The organism is Mycolicibacterium flavescens, assembly GCF_001722335.1.
In the GTDB taxonomy this organism is placed as follows: Bacteria; Actinomycetota; Actinomycetes; order Mycobacteriales; family Mycobacteriaceae; genus Mycobacterium; species Mycobacterium flavescens.
The window spans coordinates 73,180-92,137 of the sequence record NZ_MIHA01000005.1 but is presented as its reverse complement, the minus strand read 5'-3'; the positions used below and the strand labels follow the sequence as shown (position 1 = coordinate 92,137).

Below are 18,958 nucleotides of genomic sequence, written 5' to 3'. Positions count from 1 at the left end.
CAACTACGCCGAAATCACTAGAACTCGCCGAGGTAGAAGCGGGTGTTCTGGTCGTCGGTGCACAGCGCCGACCGGCCGTACGACTGCTGCGACGGCTCCTCGATCACGGTCCCGCCGGCCTCGCGCACCCGCGCCACCGCGGCGTCGATGTCGGCGACGGTCCACATCGGCACGACCGCCGCGTCGGTGTTGCCGCCGGCGATACCCGTCATCGGCTGGGCCTCGCGCACTCCCCAGCCGTCGTCGATGCGCCCGGGCTCGAACGTCCAGAACAGCACCCTGCTGTAGAACGCCTTGAACACCGCGGAGTCCGGCACAAACTGCGTGATGTACGAAAGTTCACCCGGCCCAGTGCCGTTGAGCGCCGGCCGCGAGGTGCCCGGCTTCGGGCGGAACACCGCGAACGCCATCCCGTTCGGGTCGGTCGCGTCCAGCACGGTGCCGAAGTCGAACTCGGTGACCTCGCCGACGGTGCCGCCGGCATCGACGATCGACTGCCGGGCGCCGTCGAGGTCGGTGACCGCGTAGCAGCACAGCATGCCCTGGGCGTTGTCGACGCTGTAGATGTTGATGGGCTGGTCGGTGTTGGTCACCCGGCGGGTCGCCGGGTCGTAGGCCCACCCGAGCACGTGGCCGTAGAACGTCGCGGCCCGGTCCGCGTCGGGCACCCACACCGAGACGTAGCCGACGTCGCCGTGCTGGATCTGCACCTGCGTGCCGGTCACCGGGCCGCTGAGCATCCACCGGTGGCCGAACGGGTCGACGATCGCGGCGCTGCGGGACCCGTAGTTCTCGTACGGTTCACGCTGCACCTCGGCACCGCGTTCGCGGGCCCGCTGCAACGTGGCGTCGGTGTCGTCGACGTGCAGCATCAGGCTCACCGAAACCGACTGCGGTGACGGTGCTTTCAGACCGATCTCCGGATACTCGTCGGCCAGGTACAGGACACCGGCGCCGATGGCCAGCTCAGCGTGGCCGATGCGGCCGTCGTCCATCTCGACGGGTTCGCCGACGACGGTCGCGCCGAATGCGGCGGTGTACCACGCGATCGCCTCGCGTGCATCGGCGACGGTCAGGTACGGCACCGCGGCGGGACGCGGCGGCGTGTGAACCTCGGGCGTGCTCTCGGACAGTTCGGCGATCGCGGTATCGGTACCACTCATGACAACCTCCTCGGTTCGATTGGGCAGAGATAACGCCGATTCCAGCCGGGCGCGCAGCCGGGCGGCGAACGCCGGGTCCGGTTGCACCGGAAGGTCGTCACCGCGCAGCACTGACAGCGGGTCGTTCATGACTTACCTCCTTCCGGTCCCGGGTAGTTGGCGCGGAAAGCGCGGCGGGCCCGCACCAGCAGCGCCTCGGTGGCGTGCACGGTGCGCCCGATCAGCTCGGCGCACTCGGGCACCGAGCAGTCGTCCATGTAGCGCAGCGTCAACACCGTGCGGTGCTGCTCGGAGAGCTTGGCCAGCACGCTCTCGGCCACGATGCGGTCCAGTTCGGCGTCCCAGTCGTCGGACACGTCGAGCGGTTCGGGCATCTCGTCGACCGGAACGCTGAACCGGTCGTGGCGTCGGCGGTAGTGGTCGGCCAGTTTGTGGCGGGCCACCCCGATCAGCCACGGCACCGTGATCGGCGGTGGAGCGTCCTTCCTGGCAGCGTCCATCGCCGCCAGGAAGGTTTCCGACGTCAGGTCTTCGGCCGTCCCGCGGTCACCGCAGCGCCGGACGAAGTACCCGTACACGCGCGGTAGCGCGTCGTCGTACAACTCCAGCAGTGCCCGCGGAGCGTCGGGGCCGTTCGGTTCGGCGCTCACACCCATATCGTCGCCGCGGGGCCCCGAACTCCGACGGGTCAATGCGAAATTTTTTGGCGCAAGGATTCAGAGGCGGTAGGCCGGCGTCCAGCGGACCTCGTCGATGCGCTGGCGCAACTGGTCGGGGTTGCGGTCGGGGGCGACGCCGTCGGCGACGGCCTGCACCGCGACGGCGTGGGCGATCCGCAGCGCGACGCCGGGCACGTCGGACCACGCCGGCAGCAGCGCGGCATCCGGGTCGGCGAGCGCGGGGGAGGCCTCGCCGAGGGCGGCGGCCGCGGCGCGCATCATCTCGTCGGTCACGCGGGTGGCCTGCGCGGCGGTCACGGCCAGGCCCATCGCGGGGAAAATGTAGACGTTGTTGCACTGGGCGATCGGGTGCTCGCGGCCGTTGCGCTGCAGCGGCGCGAACGGCGAACCGGTTGCGATCAATGCCCGCCCGTCGGTCCACTCGTCGAGTTCGGCGGGGTGCGCCTCGGCGCGGCTGGTCGGATTGGACAGCGGGAAGATGATCGGCCGCTCCACCTTGGCCGCCATCTCCCGGACGATCTCCTCGGTGAAAGCACCTGCAGCGGTGGACAACCCGAGCAGAACGCCGACCTCGACATGGTGTACGACGTCCGCCAGGTGGGCGGGCCCGGTCACCCCCCAGCCGGCGACCCGGTCGGCGGGTTGGGCGAACTTGCGCTGGCTGGGGGACAGGTCGGCGCGGTCGTCGGTGAGCAGTCCGTTGATGTCGACGACCCAGATCTGCGAGGTCGCCTGCTGCTCGCTGAGCCCCTCGCTGACCATCTGGCGGTGCACCATGTCGAGCACGCCGATACCCGCCGAACCGGCGCCCAGCATCACCACCTGCTGGTCCGACAGCGGCCGGGCGGCCACCCGGGCGGCACCGTGCAGCGCGCCGAGCGTCACCGCGGCCGTGCCCTGGATGTCGTCGTTGAACGTCAACAGCTTGTCGCGGTAGCGCTGCAGGATCGGCAGCGCGTGCGCGGTCGCGAAATCCTCCCACTGCAGCAGCACATCGGGCAGTTCCTCGTGCACGACGGTGACGAAATCGTCGATGAACGCGTAATACTCGTCGTCGCCGATGCGTCGGTGTCGCCAGCCGAGGTACTGCGGATCCTCGAGCAGTTCGACGTTGTCGGTGCCGACGTCGAGCACGATCGGCAGCGTGCGCGCCGGGTCGATGCCGCCGATGAGCGTGTACAGCGACAGCTTGCCGATCGGGATGCCCATCCCGCCGATGCCCTGGTCGCCGAGGCCGAGGATGCGCTGGCCGTCGGTGACGACGATGACGTCGACCTCGCGCTGCGGCCGGTTGCGCAGCACCTCGCGCAGCGAGTCGCGGTCGGGATAGGACACGAACAGCCCGCGCGGGCGCTGGTAGATCTCGCTGAACCGCTGGCACGCCTCGCCGACGGTGGGGGTGTAGACGATCGGCATGGTCTCGGCGATGTGATCGCGCAGCAGCCGGTAGAACAGCGTCTCGTTGCGGTCCTGCAGGTTGCGCAGATAGATGTGCTTGTCCAGCGGTTCGCGGTAACGGCTGAACTCCAGCCAGGAGTGCTCGGTTTGCTGCTCGAGCGTCTTGACCGCCGTGGGAAGCAAACCGAGCAAACGGAATTCGTGGCGTTCCTCGTCGGTGAACGCGGTGCCCTTGGTCCACAGCCCGTCGAACAGCAGGGTCTGGCCCGTCTTCTTCTAAGACATCGGGCCAAGCTATCGCGGCACCGCGACCGTGGCCGGACGAATCAGCGATCCAGCGCGCGCAGGCCGTCGGCGACGGTGCCGAACGCCGCGTCCAGCGCCTCGGCCAGCGGCACCGCTTCGTCGGCCAGCCAGTACTCGTAGGCCGACAGCGCCACCCCGAGCATTGTCCAGGCCACCGTCTGCGGCGCCAGGTCGCCGGGGGTGACGCCGAGGCGCTTGGCGACGAAGTCCGCGATCACCGCGCGCCAGCCGGCGTACATTGTCATCGAATATGCCTGCAGCGCAGCGGTTTCAAGGATGAGACGCATGCGTTGCCGGTGCCGCGCCGTCTCGGTGTCGTCGAACGTGTTGAACGTCAGCAGGGCCTCGCGCAAGGCCTCGCCGATCGGCACCTCGGCGCCGACGTCGCCCAGCAGGTCGCGCAGATGGTCCAGGTGCGCGTCGAAGTCGCCCCACGGCAGCGCGTTCTTCGACGGGTAGTAGCGGAACAGCGTGCGCCGGGCGATGCCGGCCGCCTCCGCGACGTCGTCGACGCTGACGTCGTCGAAGCCACGGGCGGTGAACAGGTCGATCGCCACGTTGCTGATGTGGTCCCACGTCGTCGAGCGCCGCCGACCCACCCGGTGCTGGTCCGGCCCCATCGGGGGTCCCCTTTCCATTTAGGCACTCGATGCCATATTATTGCGATCTCGGTCACAGATGTCGAGAACCGGTCAACTGAAAGGCGGCGCCCGATGGATGCGAATCAGCAGGTGAACGACGACGAGCTGGTCACCGAGATCCTCGTCGAAGAGGTCTCGATCGACGGGATGTGCGGGGTCTACTGACCGTGACCCCGACGTCGACGGGGGAACAAGACACTGTCTTCGACCCCGAGCGCGGCTGGCGGCTGCACCACCAGGTGGCGGTGCGGCCCGAGCCGTTCGGTGCGCTGCTCTACCACTTCGGTACGCGCAAACTGTCGTTCCTGAAGAACCGCACCATCGTCGACGTCGTCAACGCGCTCTCCGATCACCCCGACGTCCGATCCGCCTGCCGGGCCGCCGGTGTCGCCGACGGCCAGCAGGCTCCTTATCTGCATGCACTCGGTGTGCTTGCTCAATCGAAAATGCTGGTACCGCAATGACAACCATGCTGCCCCCACCACCTGCGCCGGTACCCCGGCTGGTCGACCAGTTCGAGCGGGGCCTCGACGCGCCGATCTGTCTGACCTGGGAGCTGACCTACGCGTGCAACCTCGCGTGCGTGCACTGCCTGTCCTCGTCGGGCAAACGCGACCCGCGCGAGCTGAGCACCCAGCAGTGCAAGGACATCATCGACGAGCTCGAGCGGATGCAGGTGTTCTACGTCAACATCGGCGGCGGTGAGCCGACGGTGCGCTCGGACTTCTGGGAACTCGTCGACTACGCCACCGCCCACCACGTCGGCGTGAAGTTCTCCACCAACGGCGTGCGCATCACCCCCGAGGTGGCGGCACGGCTGGCGGCCAGCGACTACGTCGACGTGCAGATCTCGCTCGACGGCGCGACCGCCGAGGTCAACGACGCCGTGCGGGGCGCCGGTTCGTTCGACATGGCCACCAGGGCGCTGCAGAACCTGGCCGACGCCGGGTTCAAGGACGCCAAGATCTCGGTCGTGGTGACCCGCCACAATGTCGGTCAGCTCGACGAATTCGTCGCGCTGGCAGACCGTTTCGGCGCCACGCTGCGGATCACCCGGCTGCGCCCGTCGGGCCGCGGCGCCGACGTCTGGGACGACCTGCACCCGACCGCCGAACAGCAGGTGCAGCTGTACAACTGGCTGGTCGCCAAGGGTGAGCGGGTGCTGACCGGCGACTCGTTCTTCCACCTGTCCGGCCTCGGCGCCCCCGGCGCGCTGGCCGGACTGAACCTGTGCGGCGCCGGCCGCGTGGTCTGCCTGATCGACCCGGTCGGCGACGTGTACGCCTGCCCGTTCGCGATCCACGACCGCTTCCTGGCCGGAAACGTGGTGTCCGACGGCGGTTTCGACAACGTGTGGAAGAACGCGCCGCTGTTCCGTGAACTGCGCGAGCCGCAGTCGGCGGGCGCCTGCAGCAGCTGTGACCACTACGACAGCTGCCGCGGCGGTTGCATGGCCGCCAAGTTCTTCACCGGGCTGCCGATGGACGGCCCGGACCCCGAGTGCGTGGAGGGCTACGGCGCTCCCGCGCTGGCCCGCGAGCGGGTCAAGCCCAAGTCCAGCGTCGACCACTCGCGTTCCGGGCCGGTGATGCTCAAGCTGCTCACCACCCCGCGCCGCTCTGATGTCGGCGCCGGGGCGCCTCCGAAACGTCTCTGCAACGAAAGTCCGGTTTAACCGATGGCAGACACCTGGTTCGAGACCGTCGCCGCCGCCCAGGAGCGGGCCAAGCGACGGCTGCCCAAGCCGGTGTACTCGGCGCTGCTGGCCGCCAGCGAAAAAGGCGTCACGGTCTCCGACAACGTCGACGCGTTCGCCGAGTTGGGCTTCGCGCCCCACGTCATCGGCGCCACCGAGAAGCGTGATCTGGCAACCACCGTGATGGGGCAGGAGATTTCGCTGCCCGTGCTGATCTCGCCGACCGGTGTGCAGGCCGTGCACCCCGAAGGCGAGACCGCGGTCGCGCGCGCAGCCGCCGCCCGGGGCACCGCGATGGGTCTGTCATCGTTCGCCAGCAAGCCGATCGAAGAGGTCATCGCGGCGAACCCCAAGCTGTTCTTCCAGGTGTACTGGCTGGGCGGCCGCGACGCGATCGCGGCCCGCGTCGAGCGCGCCCGCGCGGCCGGCGCCGTCGGGCTGATCGTGACCACCGACTGGAGCTTCTCGCACGGCCGCGACTGGGGCAGCCCGAAGATCCCCGAGCAGATGGATCTGCGCACCACCGTGCGCATGCTGCCCACCGGTCTGACCCGTCCGAGCTGGATGTGGCAGTGGGGCAAGACATTCCGTCCGCCGAACCTGCGGGTGCCGAACCAGGCCGCCCGCGGCGAAGCGGGTCCGCCGTTCTTCCACGCCTACGGCGAGTGGATGGGCACCCCGCCTCCGACCTGGGAAGACATCGCATGGCTGCGCGAACTGTGGGGCGGCCCGTTCATGCTCAAGGGCGTGATGCGTGTCGACGACGCCAAACGCGCTGTGGACGCGGGTGTTTCGGCGATCTCGGTGTCCAACCATGGCGGCAACAACCTGGACGGGACCCCGGCGTCGATCCGGGCGCTGCCCGCGATCGCCGACGCTGTCGGCGACCAGATCGAGGTGCTGCTCGACGGCGGCATCCGGCGCGGCAGCGACGTCGTCAAGGCCGTTGCCCTCGGCGCCCGCGCGGTCATGATCGGCCGGGCGTACCTGTGGGGTCTGGCCGCCAACGGACAGGCCGGTGTGGAGAACGTGCTCGACGTGTTGCGCGGCGGCATCGACTCTGCGTTGATGGGCCTGGGTCGCGCTTCGGTGCACGACCTCGGTGCCGACGACATCCTCGTGCCCCCCGGCTTCGCGCGCCCACTCGGGGTGCCCGCCGGATCGGACGCCTGAGCGACCGACGCTCCCGTCGAATTTGCGAAGTCCGTGGTACAGGCGTGGCGCAGGGGGCTGACGAGACGGCGCCGGGGCGGTGGCTCTAATTTTCGGCGAATCAATTGCTGCGCATGCGCGAACAATTGGCGCACACAAGGTGAATTCGGCTTACCATCGGCGGGTGCCTTCCGTCAGCGAGCTCGCGAGCGCGACTTCGAAGCAGCTGCAAGGCACACGCTCGGCGCTGCTCGTGCCGGTCGGCTCGACCGAACAGCACGGTCCGCACCTGCCGCTGGACACCGACACCAGGATCGCGTCCGCGGTGACGCGCGCGGTTGCTGACCGACTGGCCGGGACAGATGAATCGATCTGGCGCATCGCGCCGTCGATCGGATACGGCGCGAGCGGTGAGCACGAGGCCTTCGACGGGACCGTCTCGGTCGGGACCTCGGCGCTGAGATCGTTGCTGGTGGAGTTCGGGCGGTCAGCGTCGCGGTGGGCGTCGCGGCTGGTCTTCGTCAATGGGCATGGGGGGAACGTGGAGGCGTTGGCCGCCGCGACGGCTTTGCTTCGGTTCGAGGGGCGGGACGCGGCGTGGTGCTCGTGCACGGTCGCCGGGGCCGACGCGCACGCCGGCCATACCGAAACGTCTGTATTGCTACATATTTCGCCGCGCGATGTCATGATCGACGAACGCGTGCCCGGCAACTGCGCGCCGCTTCGGGAACTGATGCCCGAGCTGCGCCGCGGTGGCGTCGCCGCCGTCAGCGAGATCGGCGTGCTCGGCGACCCGACCACGGCCACCGCGGACGAGGGCGAGCGGATCTTCGGCGATATGGTCGAGTCGTGTTTGCGGCGGATCGAGCGTTGGGTACCCGACCGCGACGGGATGTTGACATGACGGGTCCAAGGCTTCCGGACGGCTTCGCCGTCCAGGTTGATCGTCGGGTCAAAGTGCTCGGCGAGGGCTCGGCGCTGCTCGGCGGATCGCCCACCCGGCTGCTGCGTCTGGCACCCGCCGCGCAGACCATGCTCAGTGGCGGCCGGCTCGAGGTCCACGACGCGGTCAGCGCGCAACTGGCACGCACGCTGCTCGACGCCACCGTCGCCCATCCGCGCCCGGCGAGCGGTCCGTCGCACCGCGACGTCACGCTCGTGATTCCGGTGCGCGACAACCTCTCTGGGGTTCGCCGTCTGCTCACCGCGACGCGCGGGCTGCGCGTCGTCGTCGTCGACGACGGCTCACAGACCCCCATCGAGCAGGCCGACCTGGCCGACGTCCACACCGATGTGCAGGTGCTGCGGCACGCACACTGCCGGGGACCGGCGGCCGCTCGCAACACCGGCATGGCCGCCTGCAACACCGACTACGTGGCGTTCCTCGACAGCGATGTGGTGCCGCGCCGAGGATGGCTCGAAGCCCTGCTCGGCCACTTCTGCGATCCCGCGGTGGCCCTGGTGGCCCCCCGTATCGTCGGCTTGCGCGAACCCGACAGCCTGGTCGGCCGATACGAGGCGGTGCGCTCGTCGCTGGACCTGGGCGTGCGCGAGGCCCCTGTGGTGCCCTACGGAACCGTCTCCTATGTCCCGAGCGCCGCGATCATCGGGCGTCGTTCGGTGCTCAAGGAGATCGGCGGCTTCGACGAGACGCTGCGCTCCGGCGAAGACGTCGACCTGTGCTGGCGGCTCATCGAGTCGGGCGCGCGGTTGCGCTACGAGCCGATCGCGCTGGTGGCCCACGACCACCGCACGCAGATGCGGGAATGGTTTGCGCGCAAGGCATTCTACGGCAGCTCGGCAGCGCCGCTGTCGGTCAGGCATCCCGGTAAGACGGCACCTCTGGTCATCTCGGGTTGGACGCTGGTCGCGTGGGTCCTGCTGGCGATGGGGTCGACGATCGGACGCCTGGCGTCACTGGTCGTGGCTGCCATGACCGGCCGGCGCATCGCCAGGTCGCTGTCGAGCGTGGAGACCGAACCCAAGGACGTGGCCGTGGTCGCCGCGCACGGCCTGTGGTCGGCGGCGCTGCAGCTGGCGTCGGCGATCTGTCGGCATTACTGGCCGGTGGCGCTGATCGCGGCGCTGCTTTCGCAGCGATGCCGAAGGGTTGTGCTGGTGGCCGCCGTGGTCGACGGCGTGGTCGACTGGCTGGCCCGCAACGGCCACGCCGAGGACGACACCAAACGCGTCGGACTGCTGACCTACGTCCTGCTCAAACGGCTCGACGACCTGGCCTACGGCGTCGGCCTGTGGACGGGCGTGGTCCGCGAGCGCCACGTCGGCGCACTGAAACCCCAGATCCGGACGTGAAACGACCACGATCACGTGGCTGACGTCCTGATTGTCGGCGCCGGCAGCGCCGGTTCCGTTCTCGCCGAACGACTCTCCGCCGATCCGTCATGCCAGGTCACGCTCGTCGAGGCCGGTCCGGCACCGTCGGACCCGCGGGTGCACGATCAGATCAGCAACGGGCTGCGGCTGCCGATCGGCGAGGCCAGTTCGGTGGTGCACCGGTACCCGACGACGCTGACCGTCGACCCGCCCCGCCCGGCGCAGATCATGCGCGGCGCCGTCGTCGGCGGGTCCGGCGCGGTCAACGGCGGGTACTTCTGCCGCGGGCTGCCCGCCGACTTCGACGGCTGGGCGCTGCCCGGCTGGACCTGGGACGACGTTCTGCCGCACTTCCGCGCCATCGAGACCGACCTGGACTTCACCAGCCCACTGCACGGCTCGAACGGGCCCATCACTGTCCGACGGGTATCCGAATTCGACGGGTGCACAGCCTCATTCGTCCATGCCGCGACCGCGGCGGGGCATCGGTGGATTCCGGACCTGAACGGCTCGACCCCCGAGCATCCGCTCGGTCCCGGGGTGGGGGCGGTGCCGCTCAACATCGCCGCTGGCACCCGGGTCGGACCCGGCGGGGCGTACCTGCAGCCGGCCATGGACCGCCCGAACCTCACCCTGGTACCCGACACCCGGGTCGTGCAGATCCTGTTCGCCGACGGTCGTGCGGTCGGTGCCCGGACGGCTCACGGTGAACTGCACGCAGATCGAATCGTTCTGTGCGCCGGGGCGATCGGGTCCGCACACCTGCTCATGCTGTCGGGGATCGGGCCCGCGCCGGTGCTGGAGCCGGCCGGAATCCCGGTGGCGGCAGACCTGCCCGTGGGCGTGACACTCTCGGATCATCCGGAGTGGGTGCTGCCGGTGCACTGGCCCGAGACCCACGGCGTGCCGCCGCTGGAGGCCGTGCTGACCACCGCGGAGGGGCTGGAGATCCGGCCCTACACGGCGGGCTTCGGCGCGATGGTCAGCGGCCGACGCGACGATCCGGGGGACCATCCCCACATCGGGGTGACGCTGATGCGGCCGAGCTCCCGCGGCCGGCTGACGGTGCGCACCGCCGACCCGGACACGCCGCCGATCATCGAACACCGCTACGACACCGCCGCCGGCGATGTCGACCTGCTGCGTTCCGGCGTCGCCATGGTGCGCGAGTTGATCGGCGCGACAACGGGGTTCGGACCGGTGTCCTGGTCAACCTCCCAGCACCTGTCGGGAACCGCGCCGATGGGCCGCGACGGCGACGCGGTCGTGGACCCGCAGTGCCGGGTGCGCGGGGTCGACGGGCTGTGGGTGGTCGACGGGTCAGTGCTCCCGACGATCACCAGCCGCGGCCCGCACGCCACCATCTGCATGCTCGGGCACCGCGCCGCCGAGTTCATCGCCTGAGCGCCTGCGCAGGAAACCGAACTGCTTGCCATCACGGCCCGGCGCCCACAGCGCGACGAACGCCGCGGCGACCACCAGCACCACCGCGAGCACCACCAGCGACAGGCTCATGGCTTCGGCGAACGCCGCCGTGGCCGCTTCCGCCAGGCCGGCGCCCGCGGGGCCGATCCGCTGCGCCACCTCCAACGCGTTGGCCAGCGAATCCGAAGCGGCTGTGCGGAGCTGCTCGGGGACCGCGGACAACGCCGGACCCAACGCCGAACTATATTGTGCCGCAAGGACGGAACCGGCGACCGCGATACCGACCGCGGCGCCGACCTCCCGGGTGGTGTCGTTGACGGCCGATGCGACACCCTGCTTGTCCGTCGGCACCGCGTTCATGATCGCCGAGGTCGTCGGCGCGACACACAGGCCGATACCGACCGCGGCGACCAGAAGCGGGCCGACCAGGTCGAGATAGACCGCGTCGGCGCCGAGCCGGCTCATCCAGAACAGCCCGGCCGCCAACAACAGCAGTCCCGCGGCGACCGTGGTGCGCAGCCCTACCCTCGGCAGGTACAGGTGCATGGTGGCGCCGAGCACCATGATCGGAAGCGCCAGCGGGGACAGCGCGAACGCGGTCTGCAGCGCGCTATAGCCGAGCAGCAACTGCAGGTACTGCATCTCGACGAAAAAGAACCCGAAGTTGGCGAAGAACAGGAACGTGATCCCGATCGAGCCGGTGGCGAAGTCAGGCCGGGCGAACAACCGCACATCGAGCAGCGGGTGGCGCTTGCGCAGTTCCACCGCGGTGAACACGCCCGCGAGCACCACCCCGGCGGCCATGCACCCCCAGACCATCGGGTGGCTCCAGCCGCGAATCGGCGCCTCGATGACGCCGTAGACGAAGACCGCGACGGCACCGCCGATCGTGACCGCGCCGACCCAGTCCAGCGGGGCGGCCGTCTCGTCGCGCGAGGACCGGATTGTGAATGTGCACAACAACAACGCGAGAGAGGAACCGGCGAATGCCCAGAAGATCGACTGCCACGAGAAGAAGTGCAGCAGGACCCCGGTGCCCAGAAAGCCCACGATCGCGCCCGAACTCGCGACGCCCGCCCAGATCCCGACGGCCTTGTTGCGTTCGCTCTTCGGGAACGCCGCGGTCAGCAACGACAACGTCGCGGGCATGACGAACGCGGCGCCGACACCCGCGACGGCCCGCGCCACGATGATCTGCGTCGGGCTGTCGAAGAACACCGGCGCCAACGACGCCGCCCCGAAGACGGCCAACCCGAGCAGCAGCGCGCCGCGCCGGCCGTACCGGTCGCCCAATGCGCCCGCCGGCAACAGCAGGCACGCCAGCACCAGCGTGTACCCGTCGACGATCCAGGTCAGCTGGGTCTGGCTGGCCGAGGTCTCCACCGCGAGATCGGGCATTGCGGCGTTCAGAGCGACCATCGACGAAATCACCAGCAGGACATCCAGGGAGGCGATCGTCAGCAACCAGACGCGGCGGGACTTGGTCAGGGTGCCCATGTTCGCGTCGATATCCTGATCAGACCGTTCGAGGGTGTTGACCATGAACTGTCGCTCTCTTTCGGCAAAAGGAGACTTTTGAGACTAACAGTCTCGTAGCAAGACCGATAGTCTTGTTCCCGGTCTGGAGGTGAGGTAAACGATGAGCGGCGGTACCGATCCGCGGCCCGCCCGGTCCCGGGCCCGCCTGCTTGAGGCGGCCACCACGCTGCTGCGGACCGGTGGGCCGAACGCGGTGACCATCGACGCCGTCACCCGCACCGCCAACGTCGCGCGCGCCACGCTCTACCGGCACTTCTCCAGCGCCAACGACCTGATGGCCGCGGCATTCATGGGTCTGCTCAGCCCCGCGCCGATGCCGCCGGCCGAGGGCAGCCTGCGAGACCGGCTGATCGCGGTGGTGGAGGGCTGGGCGGAGTCGATCGCCGAGGTGCCCGCGATGCTCACCGCGATGACGTGGATGGCATCAGGCCCCGACGTCGGCTCCTATCCTGAAGTACGCGAAGAGGATTCGGATGCGGTCGGCACGCTGCGGTCGCGGATCGTGCAGCTCTACTCGGTGCCGTTCGACGCGATCCTCGACAGCCCGCAGGCGGCCGAGGAGCTCGACGAGGTCGACCGCATCCAGACCATCGCGCTGCTCATCGGACCGCTGATCCTCGGCAGGCTCTCCACCGTCGCCGACTTCGACTACCGAGCCTGCGCGGTAGCCGCCGTCGACGGCTTCCTTGCCACCCACGCCCGCAAGTCGGGCGAAATCACTTCAGCGAGTAGCGAATCGGCAGGTGCTTGAGGCCGCCGACGAATGTGGTGGCGGTCAGCTCCGGGGTGCCGGCCAGTTCGATCGATTCCAGCCGCGGGATCAGTTCGGTGAAGAAGCTGTTCATCTCCATGCGGGCCAGTGCGGCCCCGAGGCAGAAGTGCACGCCGTATCCGAACGACACGTGCCGGTTGGGATCGCGGCCGACGTCGAAGCGGAACGGCTCGTCGAAGACCTCCTCGTCACGGTTGCCGGACACGTAAGCCAGGTAGACGGATTCGCCCTTGGCGATCGGCACACCGCGCACCGAGGTGTCCTCGGCCGCGGTGCGCATGAACTCCTTGACCGGCGTCGACCAGCGGATCATCTCCTCGACGGCCAGCGGCATCAGGCCGGGGTCGGTGCGCAACCGGTCCAGTTCCCCGGGGTTCTCGATCAGTGCGTGCAGTCCGCCGGAGATGGCGTCCTTGGTGGTGTCGTGGCCGGCGCTGGCGACGATGACGTAGTACGACGCGGTGTCCATGTCCGACAGGGGCTCACCGTCGATGCGGCCGTTGGCGATCGCCGAGGCCAGGTCGTCGGTCGGATTGGCCCGCCGTGAGGCGGTCAGCGTGGCGAAGTAGTTGAAGAAGTCCGCCAGCACCGCGAGCATGTCCTCGGGCGTCTTCCCGCGTTGGAACTCCTCGTCGTTGCCCCCGAACATCTCCTGGGTGAGCATGTGCATGCGCGGAAAGTCCTCCTCCGGCAAGCCCAGCAGCGACATGATCACGTACAGCGGGAAGTTCACCGCGATCTCGGTGACGAAGTCGCATTCGGGCCCCACCTCTCGCATCCGATCGACATAACGCTTGGCCAGCTCGTCGACGCGAACCTTCAAGTCGCGCATGGCCTTCGGGCGGAACCAGTCGGCACCGATGGCACGCACCTTGCGGTGGTGCGGGTCGTCCATGTGGATGAGGGTGCGCAGCCCGATGCCTGCCTCGAGTTGAGCCTTGAGGACGTCGTCGACCTCGGCTGCGGCGAGCAGTGGCCGCGGTTCGGACAGCCACAGGTTGTTGTCCCGTTCGATGGCCATGATGTCGGCGTGCTTGGTGATCGCCCAGAACGGCCGGTAGGGCGGGTTGTCGACGTAGGCCACCGGATTGTTCGCCCGAAGATGGGTCAGTGCCGCGTGCAGGCGTGCGTCGTCTGCGTAGCCCTCCGGATCGGCGAGGACCTTGGCGGCGTCATCCATCGTCGGCGTGCTCATGCGGGCTCCTTCACTTTCGGGAAACGTTTACATCCGGTATTACGAACTTGACGGGTGTCAAGCACAGTGTATGTGACTGCCGCCACTCGCCGCGGTGAGGATGCGCTGAGTCACGTCCGGGTCAGCGCAGCGGGTACCGATCAGCAGGTTCCGTAGCCCGCCGACGAAGATCGTCGCGATGAATTCGGGGTCGGCGGTCAGCTCGACAGCGTCCCGTCGCGGCACGAGTTCGTCGACTGTGGGCGATGGCGGGACCGCGGGCCCGGTGGACGTCAGTAGGCTCGCGGAGTGCTGACGGGAACGGTTGGCCGGCGCTGCCGCAAGGTGGCCGCGGCGCTGACGGCCAGCGCGATGTTGATCGCCGGTTGCGGGCACGGTGAGACCGCCGCGATCAAGGTCCCCGTCGATCCGGCCGTTGCCCACGTCACCGGCGGCGCCGTGCGCGGGACGGTCTCCATCGACCACCGCTACTTCGCCGGAATCCCTTACGCCGCACCGCCGCTCGGCCCACTGCGATGGCAGCCGCCCGCGCCGGTCGCGGAGTGGGCCGGGTTCCGCGACGCGACGCAGCCGGGGCGGCGCTGCACGCAGGACACAAGCACCGACCTCGACCCGAGCCCGACCGGCGAGGACTGCCTGACGCTCAACGTCTGGACTCCGCCGCCGTCGAACGAGCCCAAACCGGTGCTGGTGTGGTTCCACGGCGGCAGCTTCCTCAACGGCAGCGGCGACATCTACGACTCGCGCCGCCTGACCACCCGCGGCGTCGTCGTGCTCACCGTCAACTACCGCCTCGGCGCGCTCGGGTTCCTCGCGCATCCGGGGCTGGGACCCGAGTCGGGCAACTTCGGGCTCGCCGATCAGCAGTTCGCGCTGCGCTGGGTGCGCGACAACATCGCCGCGTTCGGCGGCGACCCCGAACGGGTCACCATCGCCGGGGAGTCCGCGGGCGGGATGGCGGTGTGCGACCACCTCGTCGCGCCCGGCTCGGCGGGGCTGTTCAGCGGCGCGATCATCCAGAGCGGGCCGTGCCACGCCCAGCCCGACCTGCCCGCCGCGCAGCGGGCCAGCCGGGAGTACGCGGCCGAACTCGGCTGCGCCGCCGCCGTCGTGCAGTGCCTGCGTTCACTGCCCGCGGACCGGTTTCGAAAGCCGTTGCTGTACGGCCACTTCGGCACCGAGCGGCTCAGCGGGCCGGTCACCGGCACCGCGGTGCTGCCGCAGAACCCGGTCACCGCGATGCTCGAAGGACGCGCCGCGCGGGTGCCGGTGATGATCAACACCACCGCCGATGAGTTCAACCTGTTCGCGGCGCTGCAGTTCCTGCGGGGACGCGCGCTGGACGCCGCGGCGTACCCGGAACTGCTGGCCGAGGCGTTCGGGCCCAACGCCGCTGCGGTGGCCGCGCAGTACCCGCCGCAGCGCTACGGCGGCAACGTCGCGCTGGCGTACTCGGCGGCGGTCACCGCCGCCGACTTCGCATGCGTGGCCGACCGGATGGCCGACGCGCTCGACGATCAGCCCGTCTACGCGTCGGAGTTCGGCGACCGCGACGCCCCCGCGCCGGAGCCGCTGCGGGCAGCGCCGTTCCCGATCGGGGCCGCGCACTCGCTGGAACTGCGGTACCTCTTCGACGTGGGCGGCGCACCGCCGCCGAATCCGGCCCAACAGCGGTTGGCCGACGAGATGATCGGCCACTGGGTGCGGTTCGCCGAGACCGGCTCACCCGGCGCGGGATGGCCGCGGCGAGGCGAGCAGGGGGAGTGGCTGTGGCTGGCACCCGGCGACAACCACGTCATCACCGACTTCGCGCAGAAACATCAGTGCGCGTTCTGGGCCGGGCTACCGCGCTGACGGGGTCACCCAGCAGGTGATGTCGGCGTGCACCACCTCGGTGCCCGCCCGGTCGACCACGCTGACCGGCACTGTGACCTCGGCGCCCTCGGTGATCACCGTGAAGTCCGGCGGGGTCAGCCGCGCCTGGGCCCGCAGCGAGGTGGTGGCCTTGTCCAGGTACTCGACACTCATGGCCTTGGGGATCCACCGGTGGCTTGCCGGCACGGTGGCCTCCATCAGCATGCCCATCGCCATCTCGGCGGCGTTGCACGACGCGATCGCGTGCACGGTGTGCAGATGGTTGTGCACGAAGAACCACTTCGGCACCGTGACTTCGGCGAATCCGGGCTTCATGGACACCACGTGCGGGGTGATCGAGGCGAAGTAGGGCACCCGCGCGATCGCCGCGGCCGAAAAGGCCCAGGTGCCGCCGGGGATGCCGGCGAGGCGCTTCCACGCGCGATAGGTGGAGGTCGGAGCGGACATGGCGAGTCACCTTACTGGCCGGTAAGATGGGCCGTCCGCGCAGCTGCCCGGGCGGCCCGGTTTCGCTCCGGTTTGCGATGGCCAGGGATTTGGAGCGTGCCGTTTTCTAGGGCATACTGTTCGGGTTGCCTTGAGCCGGGCCGGTGCCAGTTCGGACCGCGTGGCCGGGGCATCCGACCGACGCCCACCCGGGCGCATCCGGTGCCAATCTCGATCGTGACGAATTTTCGCCGCGAATGAGTGTGCGTGCGGGCGACACACCCGACCGCGGGGACCGGTGGACCACAGACAGAAGAACAGCGGCGGCTAGCAGCGCGAGCTGCGCCGGTGAGAGCGGCCCCGAAACGGGCCCAGTATGAGTGAGGTAGGAGAAGCGTGGCGGGACAGAAGATCCGCATCAGGCTCAAGGCCTACGACCACGAGGCGATCGACGCCTCGGCGCGCAAGATCGTGGAAACGGTCACCAGAACCGGCGCCAGCGTGGTCGGCCCTGTGCCGCTGCCGACCGAGAAGAACGTGTACTGCGTCATCCGGTCCCCGCACAAGTACAAGGACTCGAGGGAGCACTTCGAGATGCGTACTCACAAGCGGCTGATCGACATCCTCGACCCGACGCCGAAGACCGTTGACGCTCTCATGCGCATCGATCTGCCGGCCAGCGTCGACGTCAACATTCAATAGGCATCCCAGTAGGAGACTTCCAGAACCATGGCTAGAAAAGGCATTCTGGGCACCAAGCTGGGCATGACGCAGGTGTTCGACGAGAACAACCGGGTCGTGCCGGTGACGGTCGTCAAGGCCGGCCCCAACGTGGTGACGCGGATCCGCACGCCGGAACGCGACGGCTACAGCGCTGTGCAGCTGGCCTACGGCGAGATCAGCCCGCGCAAGGTCAACAAGCCTGTCACAGGCCAGTTCTCGGCCGCCGGGGTCAACCCGCGCCGTCACCTGGCCGAGTTCCGGCTCGATGACGAGACGGCCGCCGCCGAATACGAGGTCGGCCAGGAGCTGACCGCCGAGATCTTCGCCGACGGCACCTACGTCGACGTGACCGGCACCAGCAAGGGCAAGGGATTCGCCGGCACCATGAAGCGGCACGGTTTCCGCGGCCAGGGCGCCAGCCACGGCGCGCAGGCCGTGCACCGTCGGCCCGGTTCCATCGGAGGCTGCGCCACCCCGGGCCGGGTGTTCAAGGGCACGCGGATGTCGGGCCGGATGGGCAACGACCGCGTGACGACGCAGAACCTGGTGGTGCACAAGGTCGACGCCGAGAACGGCGTGCTGTTGATCAAGGGCGCCATCCCCGGCCGCAACGGCGGGCTCGTGATGGTCCGCAGCGCAATCAAGCGAGGCGAAAAGTAATGGCTCTCAAAGTTGATGTCCACACCCCGGCGGGAACCAAAGACGGCTCCGTGGAGCTGCCCGCCGAGCTGTTCGACGTCGAGACGAACATCGCGCTCATGCACCAGGTGGTGACGGCGCAGCTGGCCGCGGCGCGGCAGGGCACGCACTCGACCAAGACGCGTGGCGAGGTCCGTGGCGGCGGCAAGAAGCCGTACCGGCAGAAGGGCACCGGCCGCGCCCGTCAGGGTTCGACGCGGGCGCCGCAGTTCACCGGCGGCGGCACCGTGCACGGCCCGAAGCCGCGCGACTACAGCGAGCGCACCCCGAAGAAGATGATCCGCGCCGCGCTGCGCAGCGCGCTGTCGGACCGGGCACGCAACGACCGGATCCACGCGATCACCGAGATCGTCGAGGGGCAGACCCCGTCGACCAAGAGCGCCAAGGCGTTCCTGGGCACGCTGACCGACCGCACCAAGGTGCTGCTGGTCATCGGCCGCACCGACGAGGTCAGCCTCAAGAGCGTGCGCAACCTGCCTGGCGTGCACGTGATCTCGCCCGACCAGCTCAACACCTACGACGTGCTCAACGCCGACGACGTGGTGTTCAGCGTGGAGGCGTTGAACGCCTACATCGCGGCCAACACAGCGGGCGCGAACGACGAAAAAGAAGGAGCGTCGGTCTGATGGCAACAATTGCAGACCCCCGCGACATCATCCTGGCTCCGGTCATCTCGGAGAAGTCGTACGGGTTGATCGAGGACAACGTGTACACGTTCGTCGTGCACCCGGACTCGAACAAGACGCAGATCAAGATCGCGATCGAGAAGATCTTCAACGTGAAGGTCGACTCGGTGAACACCGCTAATCGGCAGGGCAAGCGCAAGCGCACCCGTACCGGGTACGGACAGCGCAAGAGCACCAAGCGCGCGATCGTCACGCTGGCCGCGGGCAGCAAGCCCATCGACCTGTTCGGAGCGCCGGCCTAGCCGGCA

At 69.0% G+C, this 18,958-nt stretch carries 19 protein-coding genes and 1 pseudogene; 13 read left to right on the top strand and 7 right to left on the bottom strand.

Annotation, left to right across the window (positions count from 1 at the left end; translation table 11 throughout):
• Nucleotides 1–17: 17 nt before the first annotated feature.
• From BHQ18_RS08405 to mftR, 4 genes and pseudogenes are all read right to left on the bottom strand, one after another.
• Complete coding sequence (locus BHQ18_RS08405) at nt 18–1,292, bottom strand: VOC family protein (protein WP_069413143.1); 1,275 nt, start codon at nt 1,290–1,292, stop codon at nt 18–20.
• Nucleotides 1,289–1,813, bottom strand: coding sequence for an RNA polymerase sigma factor (locus BHQ18_RS08400; protein WP_069413325.1), 525 nt, complete (start codon nt 1,811–1,813; stop codon nt 1,289–1,291). The genes BHQ18_RS08405 and BHQ18_RS08400 overlap by 4 nt, the downstream gene beginning before the upstream one ends.
• A gap of 66 nt (nt 1,814–1,879) precedes the next feature.
• A pseudogene (locus BHQ18_RS08395) lies at nt 1,880–3,508 on the bottom strand (NAD-dependent malic enzyme); the annotation flags it as partial.
• Nucleotides 3,509–3,567: 59 nt separating this feature from the next.
• Entirely contained in the window at nt 3,568–4,185 is a 618-nt protein-coding gene (gene mftR, locus BHQ18_RS08390) for a mycofactocin system transcriptional regulator MftR (protein WP_234794113.1), read from the bottom strand.
• Between the two features lie 75 nt (nt 4,186–4,260).
• Between mftR and mftA the strand changes: the two genes are divergently transcribed.
• The 7 genes from mftA to mftG all read left to right on the top strand — a co-directional run bounded on the left by mftA (nt 4,261) and on the right by mftG (nt 10,774).
• Nucleotides 4,261–4,353: a mycofactocin precursor MftA gene (mftA, locus tag BHQ18_RS08385; RefSeq protein WP_069413140.1), complete on the top strand. Its 93-nt coding sequence runs from the start codon at nt 4,261–4,263 to the stop codon at nt 4,351–4,353.
• Complete coding sequence (gene mftB / locus BHQ18_RS08380; RefSeq protein ID WP_069413139.1) at nt 4,338–4,652, top strand: mycofactocin biosynthesis chaperone MftB; 315 nt, start codon at nt 4,338–4,340, stop codon at nt 4,650–4,652. The genes mftA and mftB overlap by 16 nt, the downstream gene beginning before the upstream one ends.
• Nucleotides 4,653–4,657: 5 nt before the next feature.
• Entirely contained in the window at nt 4,658–5,863 is a 1,206-nt protein-coding gene (gene mftC, locus BHQ18_RS08375) for a mycofactocin radical SAM maturase (protein WP_372516656.1), read from the top strand.
• Between the two features lie 3 nt (nt 5,864–5,866).
• Nucleotides 5,867–7,057 (top strand): pre-mycofactocin synthase MftD, encoded by a 1,191-nt coding sequence (mftD, locus tag BHQ18_RS08370; RefSeq protein ID WP_069413137.1) that lies wholly within the window; start codon nt 5,867–5,869, stop codon nt 7,055–7,057.
• 139 nt (nt 7,058–7,196) lie between these two features.
• A complete protein-coding gene (gene mftE, locus BHQ18_RS08365; protein ID WP_069413136.1) occupies nt 7,197–7,940 on the top strand; it encodes a mycofactocin biosynthesis peptidyl-dipeptidase MftE in 744 nt (247 codons plus the stop codon).
• Entirely contained in the window at nt 7,937–9,349 is a 1,413-nt protein-coding gene (mftF, locus tag BHQ18_RS08360) for a mycofactocin biosynthesis glycosyltransferase MftF (RefSeq protein ID WP_069413135.1), read from the top strand. Before mftE ends, mftF begins: the two co-directional genes overlap by 4 nt.
• A 15-nt stretch (nt 9,350–9,364) precedes the next feature.
• Complete coding sequence (gene mftG, locus BHQ18_RS29015; protein ID WP_084293952.1) at nt 9,365–10,774, top strand: mycofactocin dehydrogenase MftG; 1,410 nt, start codon at nt 9,365–9,367, stop codon at nt 10,772–10,774.
• On the opposite strand, the gene BHQ18_RS08340 is transcribed toward mftG, so the two are convergent.
• A complete protein-coding gene (locus BHQ18_RS08340) occupies nt 10,691–12,337 on the bottom strand; it encodes an MFS transporter (RefSeq protein ID WP_069413131.1) in 1,647 nt (548 codons plus the stop codon). The two genes, mftG and BHQ18_RS08340, sit on opposite strands and share 84 nt — an antisense overlap.
• A gap of 97 nt (nt 12,338–12,434) precedes the next feature.
• Between BHQ18_RS08340 and BHQ18_RS08335 the strand changes: the two genes are divergently transcribed.
• The gene (locus BHQ18_RS08335) at nt 12,435–13,085 is read left to right on the top strand and encodes a TetR/AcrR family transcriptional regulator (protein WP_069413130.1); all 651 of its coding nucleotides are present in this window, start codon (nt 12,435–12,437) and stop codon (nt 13,083–13,085) included.
• On the opposite strand, the gene BHQ18_RS08330 is transcribed toward BHQ18_RS08335, so the two are convergent.
• Nucleotides 13,051–14,301: a cytochrome P450 gene (locus BHQ18_RS08330; protein WP_069413129.1), complete on the bottom strand. Its 1,251-nt coding sequence runs from the start codon at nt 14,299–14,301 to the stop codon at nt 13,051–13,053. The genes BHQ18_RS08335 and BHQ18_RS08330 overlap by 35 nt on opposite strands.
• Before the next feature lie 351 nt (nt 14,302–14,652).
• Here BHQ18_RS08330 and BHQ18_RS08325 point away from each other — a divergent pair, with 351 nt between their 5' ends.
• Nucleotides 14,653–16,155 (top strand): carboxylesterase/lipase family protein, encoded by a 1,503-nt coding sequence (locus BHQ18_RS08325; RefSeq protein ID WP_084293976.1) that lies wholly within the window; start codon nt 14,653–14,655, stop codon nt 16,153–16,155.
• Here BHQ18_RS08325 and BHQ18_RS08320 read toward each other — a convergent pair.
• Nucleotides 16,144–16,623 carry a hotdog fold domain-containing protein gene (locus tag BHQ18_RS08320; RefSeq protein ID WP_069413127.1) on the bottom strand — a complete coding sequence of 160 codons (480 nt, stop codon included), beginning with the start codon at nt 16,621–16,623 and terminating at the stop codon, nt 16,144–16,146. The genes BHQ18_RS08325 and BHQ18_RS08320 overlap by 12 nt on opposite strands.
• Nucleotides 16,624–16,998: 375 nt before the next feature.
• Here BHQ18_RS08320 and rpsJ point away from each other — a divergent pair, with 375 nt between their 5' ends.
• Genes rpsJ through rplW form a run of 4 tightly spaced genes read left to right on the top strand, consistent with a single transcriptional unit; the run spans nt 16,999 to nt 18,952 of the window.
• Nucleotides 16,999–17,304 (top strand): 30S ribosomal protein S10, encoded by a 306-nt coding sequence (gene rpsJ, locus BHQ18_RS08315; protein WP_003883485.1) that lies wholly within the window; start codon nt 16,999–17,001, stop codon nt 17,302–17,304.
• A gap of 27 nt (nt 17,305–17,331) precedes the next feature.
• Complete coding sequence (rplC, locus tag BHQ18_RS08310; protein WP_069413126.1) at nt 17,332–17,985, top strand: 50S ribosomal protein L3; 654 nt, start codon at nt 17,332–17,334, stop codon at nt 17,983–17,985.
• The gene (rplD, locus tag BHQ18_RS08305; RefSeq protein WP_069413125.1) at nt 17,985–18,650 is read left to right on the top strand and encodes a 50S ribosomal protein L4; all 666 of its coding nucleotides are present in this window, start codon (nt 17,985–17,987) and stop codon (nt 18,648–18,650) included. Before rplC ends, rplD begins: the two co-directional genes overlap by 1 nt.
• Nucleotides 18,650–18,952: a 50S ribosomal protein L23 gene (gene rplW, locus BHQ18_RS08300; RefSeq protein ID WP_069413124.1), complete on the top strand. Its 303-nt coding sequence runs from the start codon at nt 18,650–18,652 to the stop codon at nt 18,950–18,952. The genes rplD and rplW overlap by 1 nt, the downstream gene beginning before the upstream one ends.
• Nucleotides 18,953–18,958 lie beyond the last annotated feature (6 nt).

Coding starts and splice junctions, on each gene's coding strand:
- mftD (WP_069413137.1), top strand. CDS start 5,867: ATGGCAGACACCTGGTTCGAGACCGTCGCCGCCGCCCAGGAGCGGGCC.
- mftR (WP_234794113.1), bottom strand. CDS start 4,185: ATGGAAAGGGGACCCCCGATGGGGCCGGACCAGCACCGGGTGGGTCGG.
- BHQ18_RS08330 (WP_069413129.1), bottom strand. CDS start 14,301: ATGAGCACGCCGACGATGGATGACGCCGCCAAGGTCCTCGCCGATCCG.
- mftF (WP_069413135.1), top strand. CDS start 7,937: ATGACGGGTCCAAGGCTTCCGGACGGCTTCGCCGTCCAGGTTGATCGT.
- BHQ18_RS08405 (WP_069413143.1), bottom strand. CDS start 1,292: ATGAACGACCCGCTGTCAGTGCTGCGCGGTGACGACCTTCCGGTGCAA.
- rplC (WP_069413126.1), top strand. CDS start 17,332: ATGGCTAGAAAAGGCATTCTGGGCACCAAGCTGGGCATGACGCAGGTG.
- mftA (WP_069413140.1), top strand. CDS start 4,261: ATGGATGCGAATCAGCAGGTGAACGACGACGAGCTGGTCACCGAGATC.
- rplD (WP_069413125.1), top strand. CDS start 17,985: ATGGCTCTCAAAGTTGATGTCCACACCCCGGCGGGAACCAAAGACGGC.
- BHQ18_RS08335 (WP_069413130.1), top strand. CDS start 12,435: ATGAGCGGCGGTACCGATCCGCGGCCCGCCCGGTCCCGGGCCCGCCTG.
- mftC (WP_372516656.1), top strand. CDS start 4,658: ATGCTGCCCCCACCACCTGCGCCGGTACCCCGGCTGGTCGACCAGTTC.
- rplW (WP_069413124.1), top strand. CDS start 18,650: ATGGCAACAATTGCAGACCCCCGCGACATCATCCTGGCTCCGGTCATC.
- BHQ18_RS08340 (WP_069413131.1), bottom strand. CDS start 12,337: ATGGTCAACACCCTCGAACGGTCTGATCAGGATATCGACGCGAACATG.
- BHQ18_RS08320 (WP_069413127.1), bottom strand. CDS start 16,623: ATGTCCGCTCCGACCTCCACCTATCGCGCGTGGAAGCGCCTCGCCGGC.
- BHQ18_RS08325 (WP_084293976.1), top strand. CDS start 14,653: ATGTTGATCGCCGGTTGCGGGCACGGTGAGACCGCCGCGATCAAGGTC.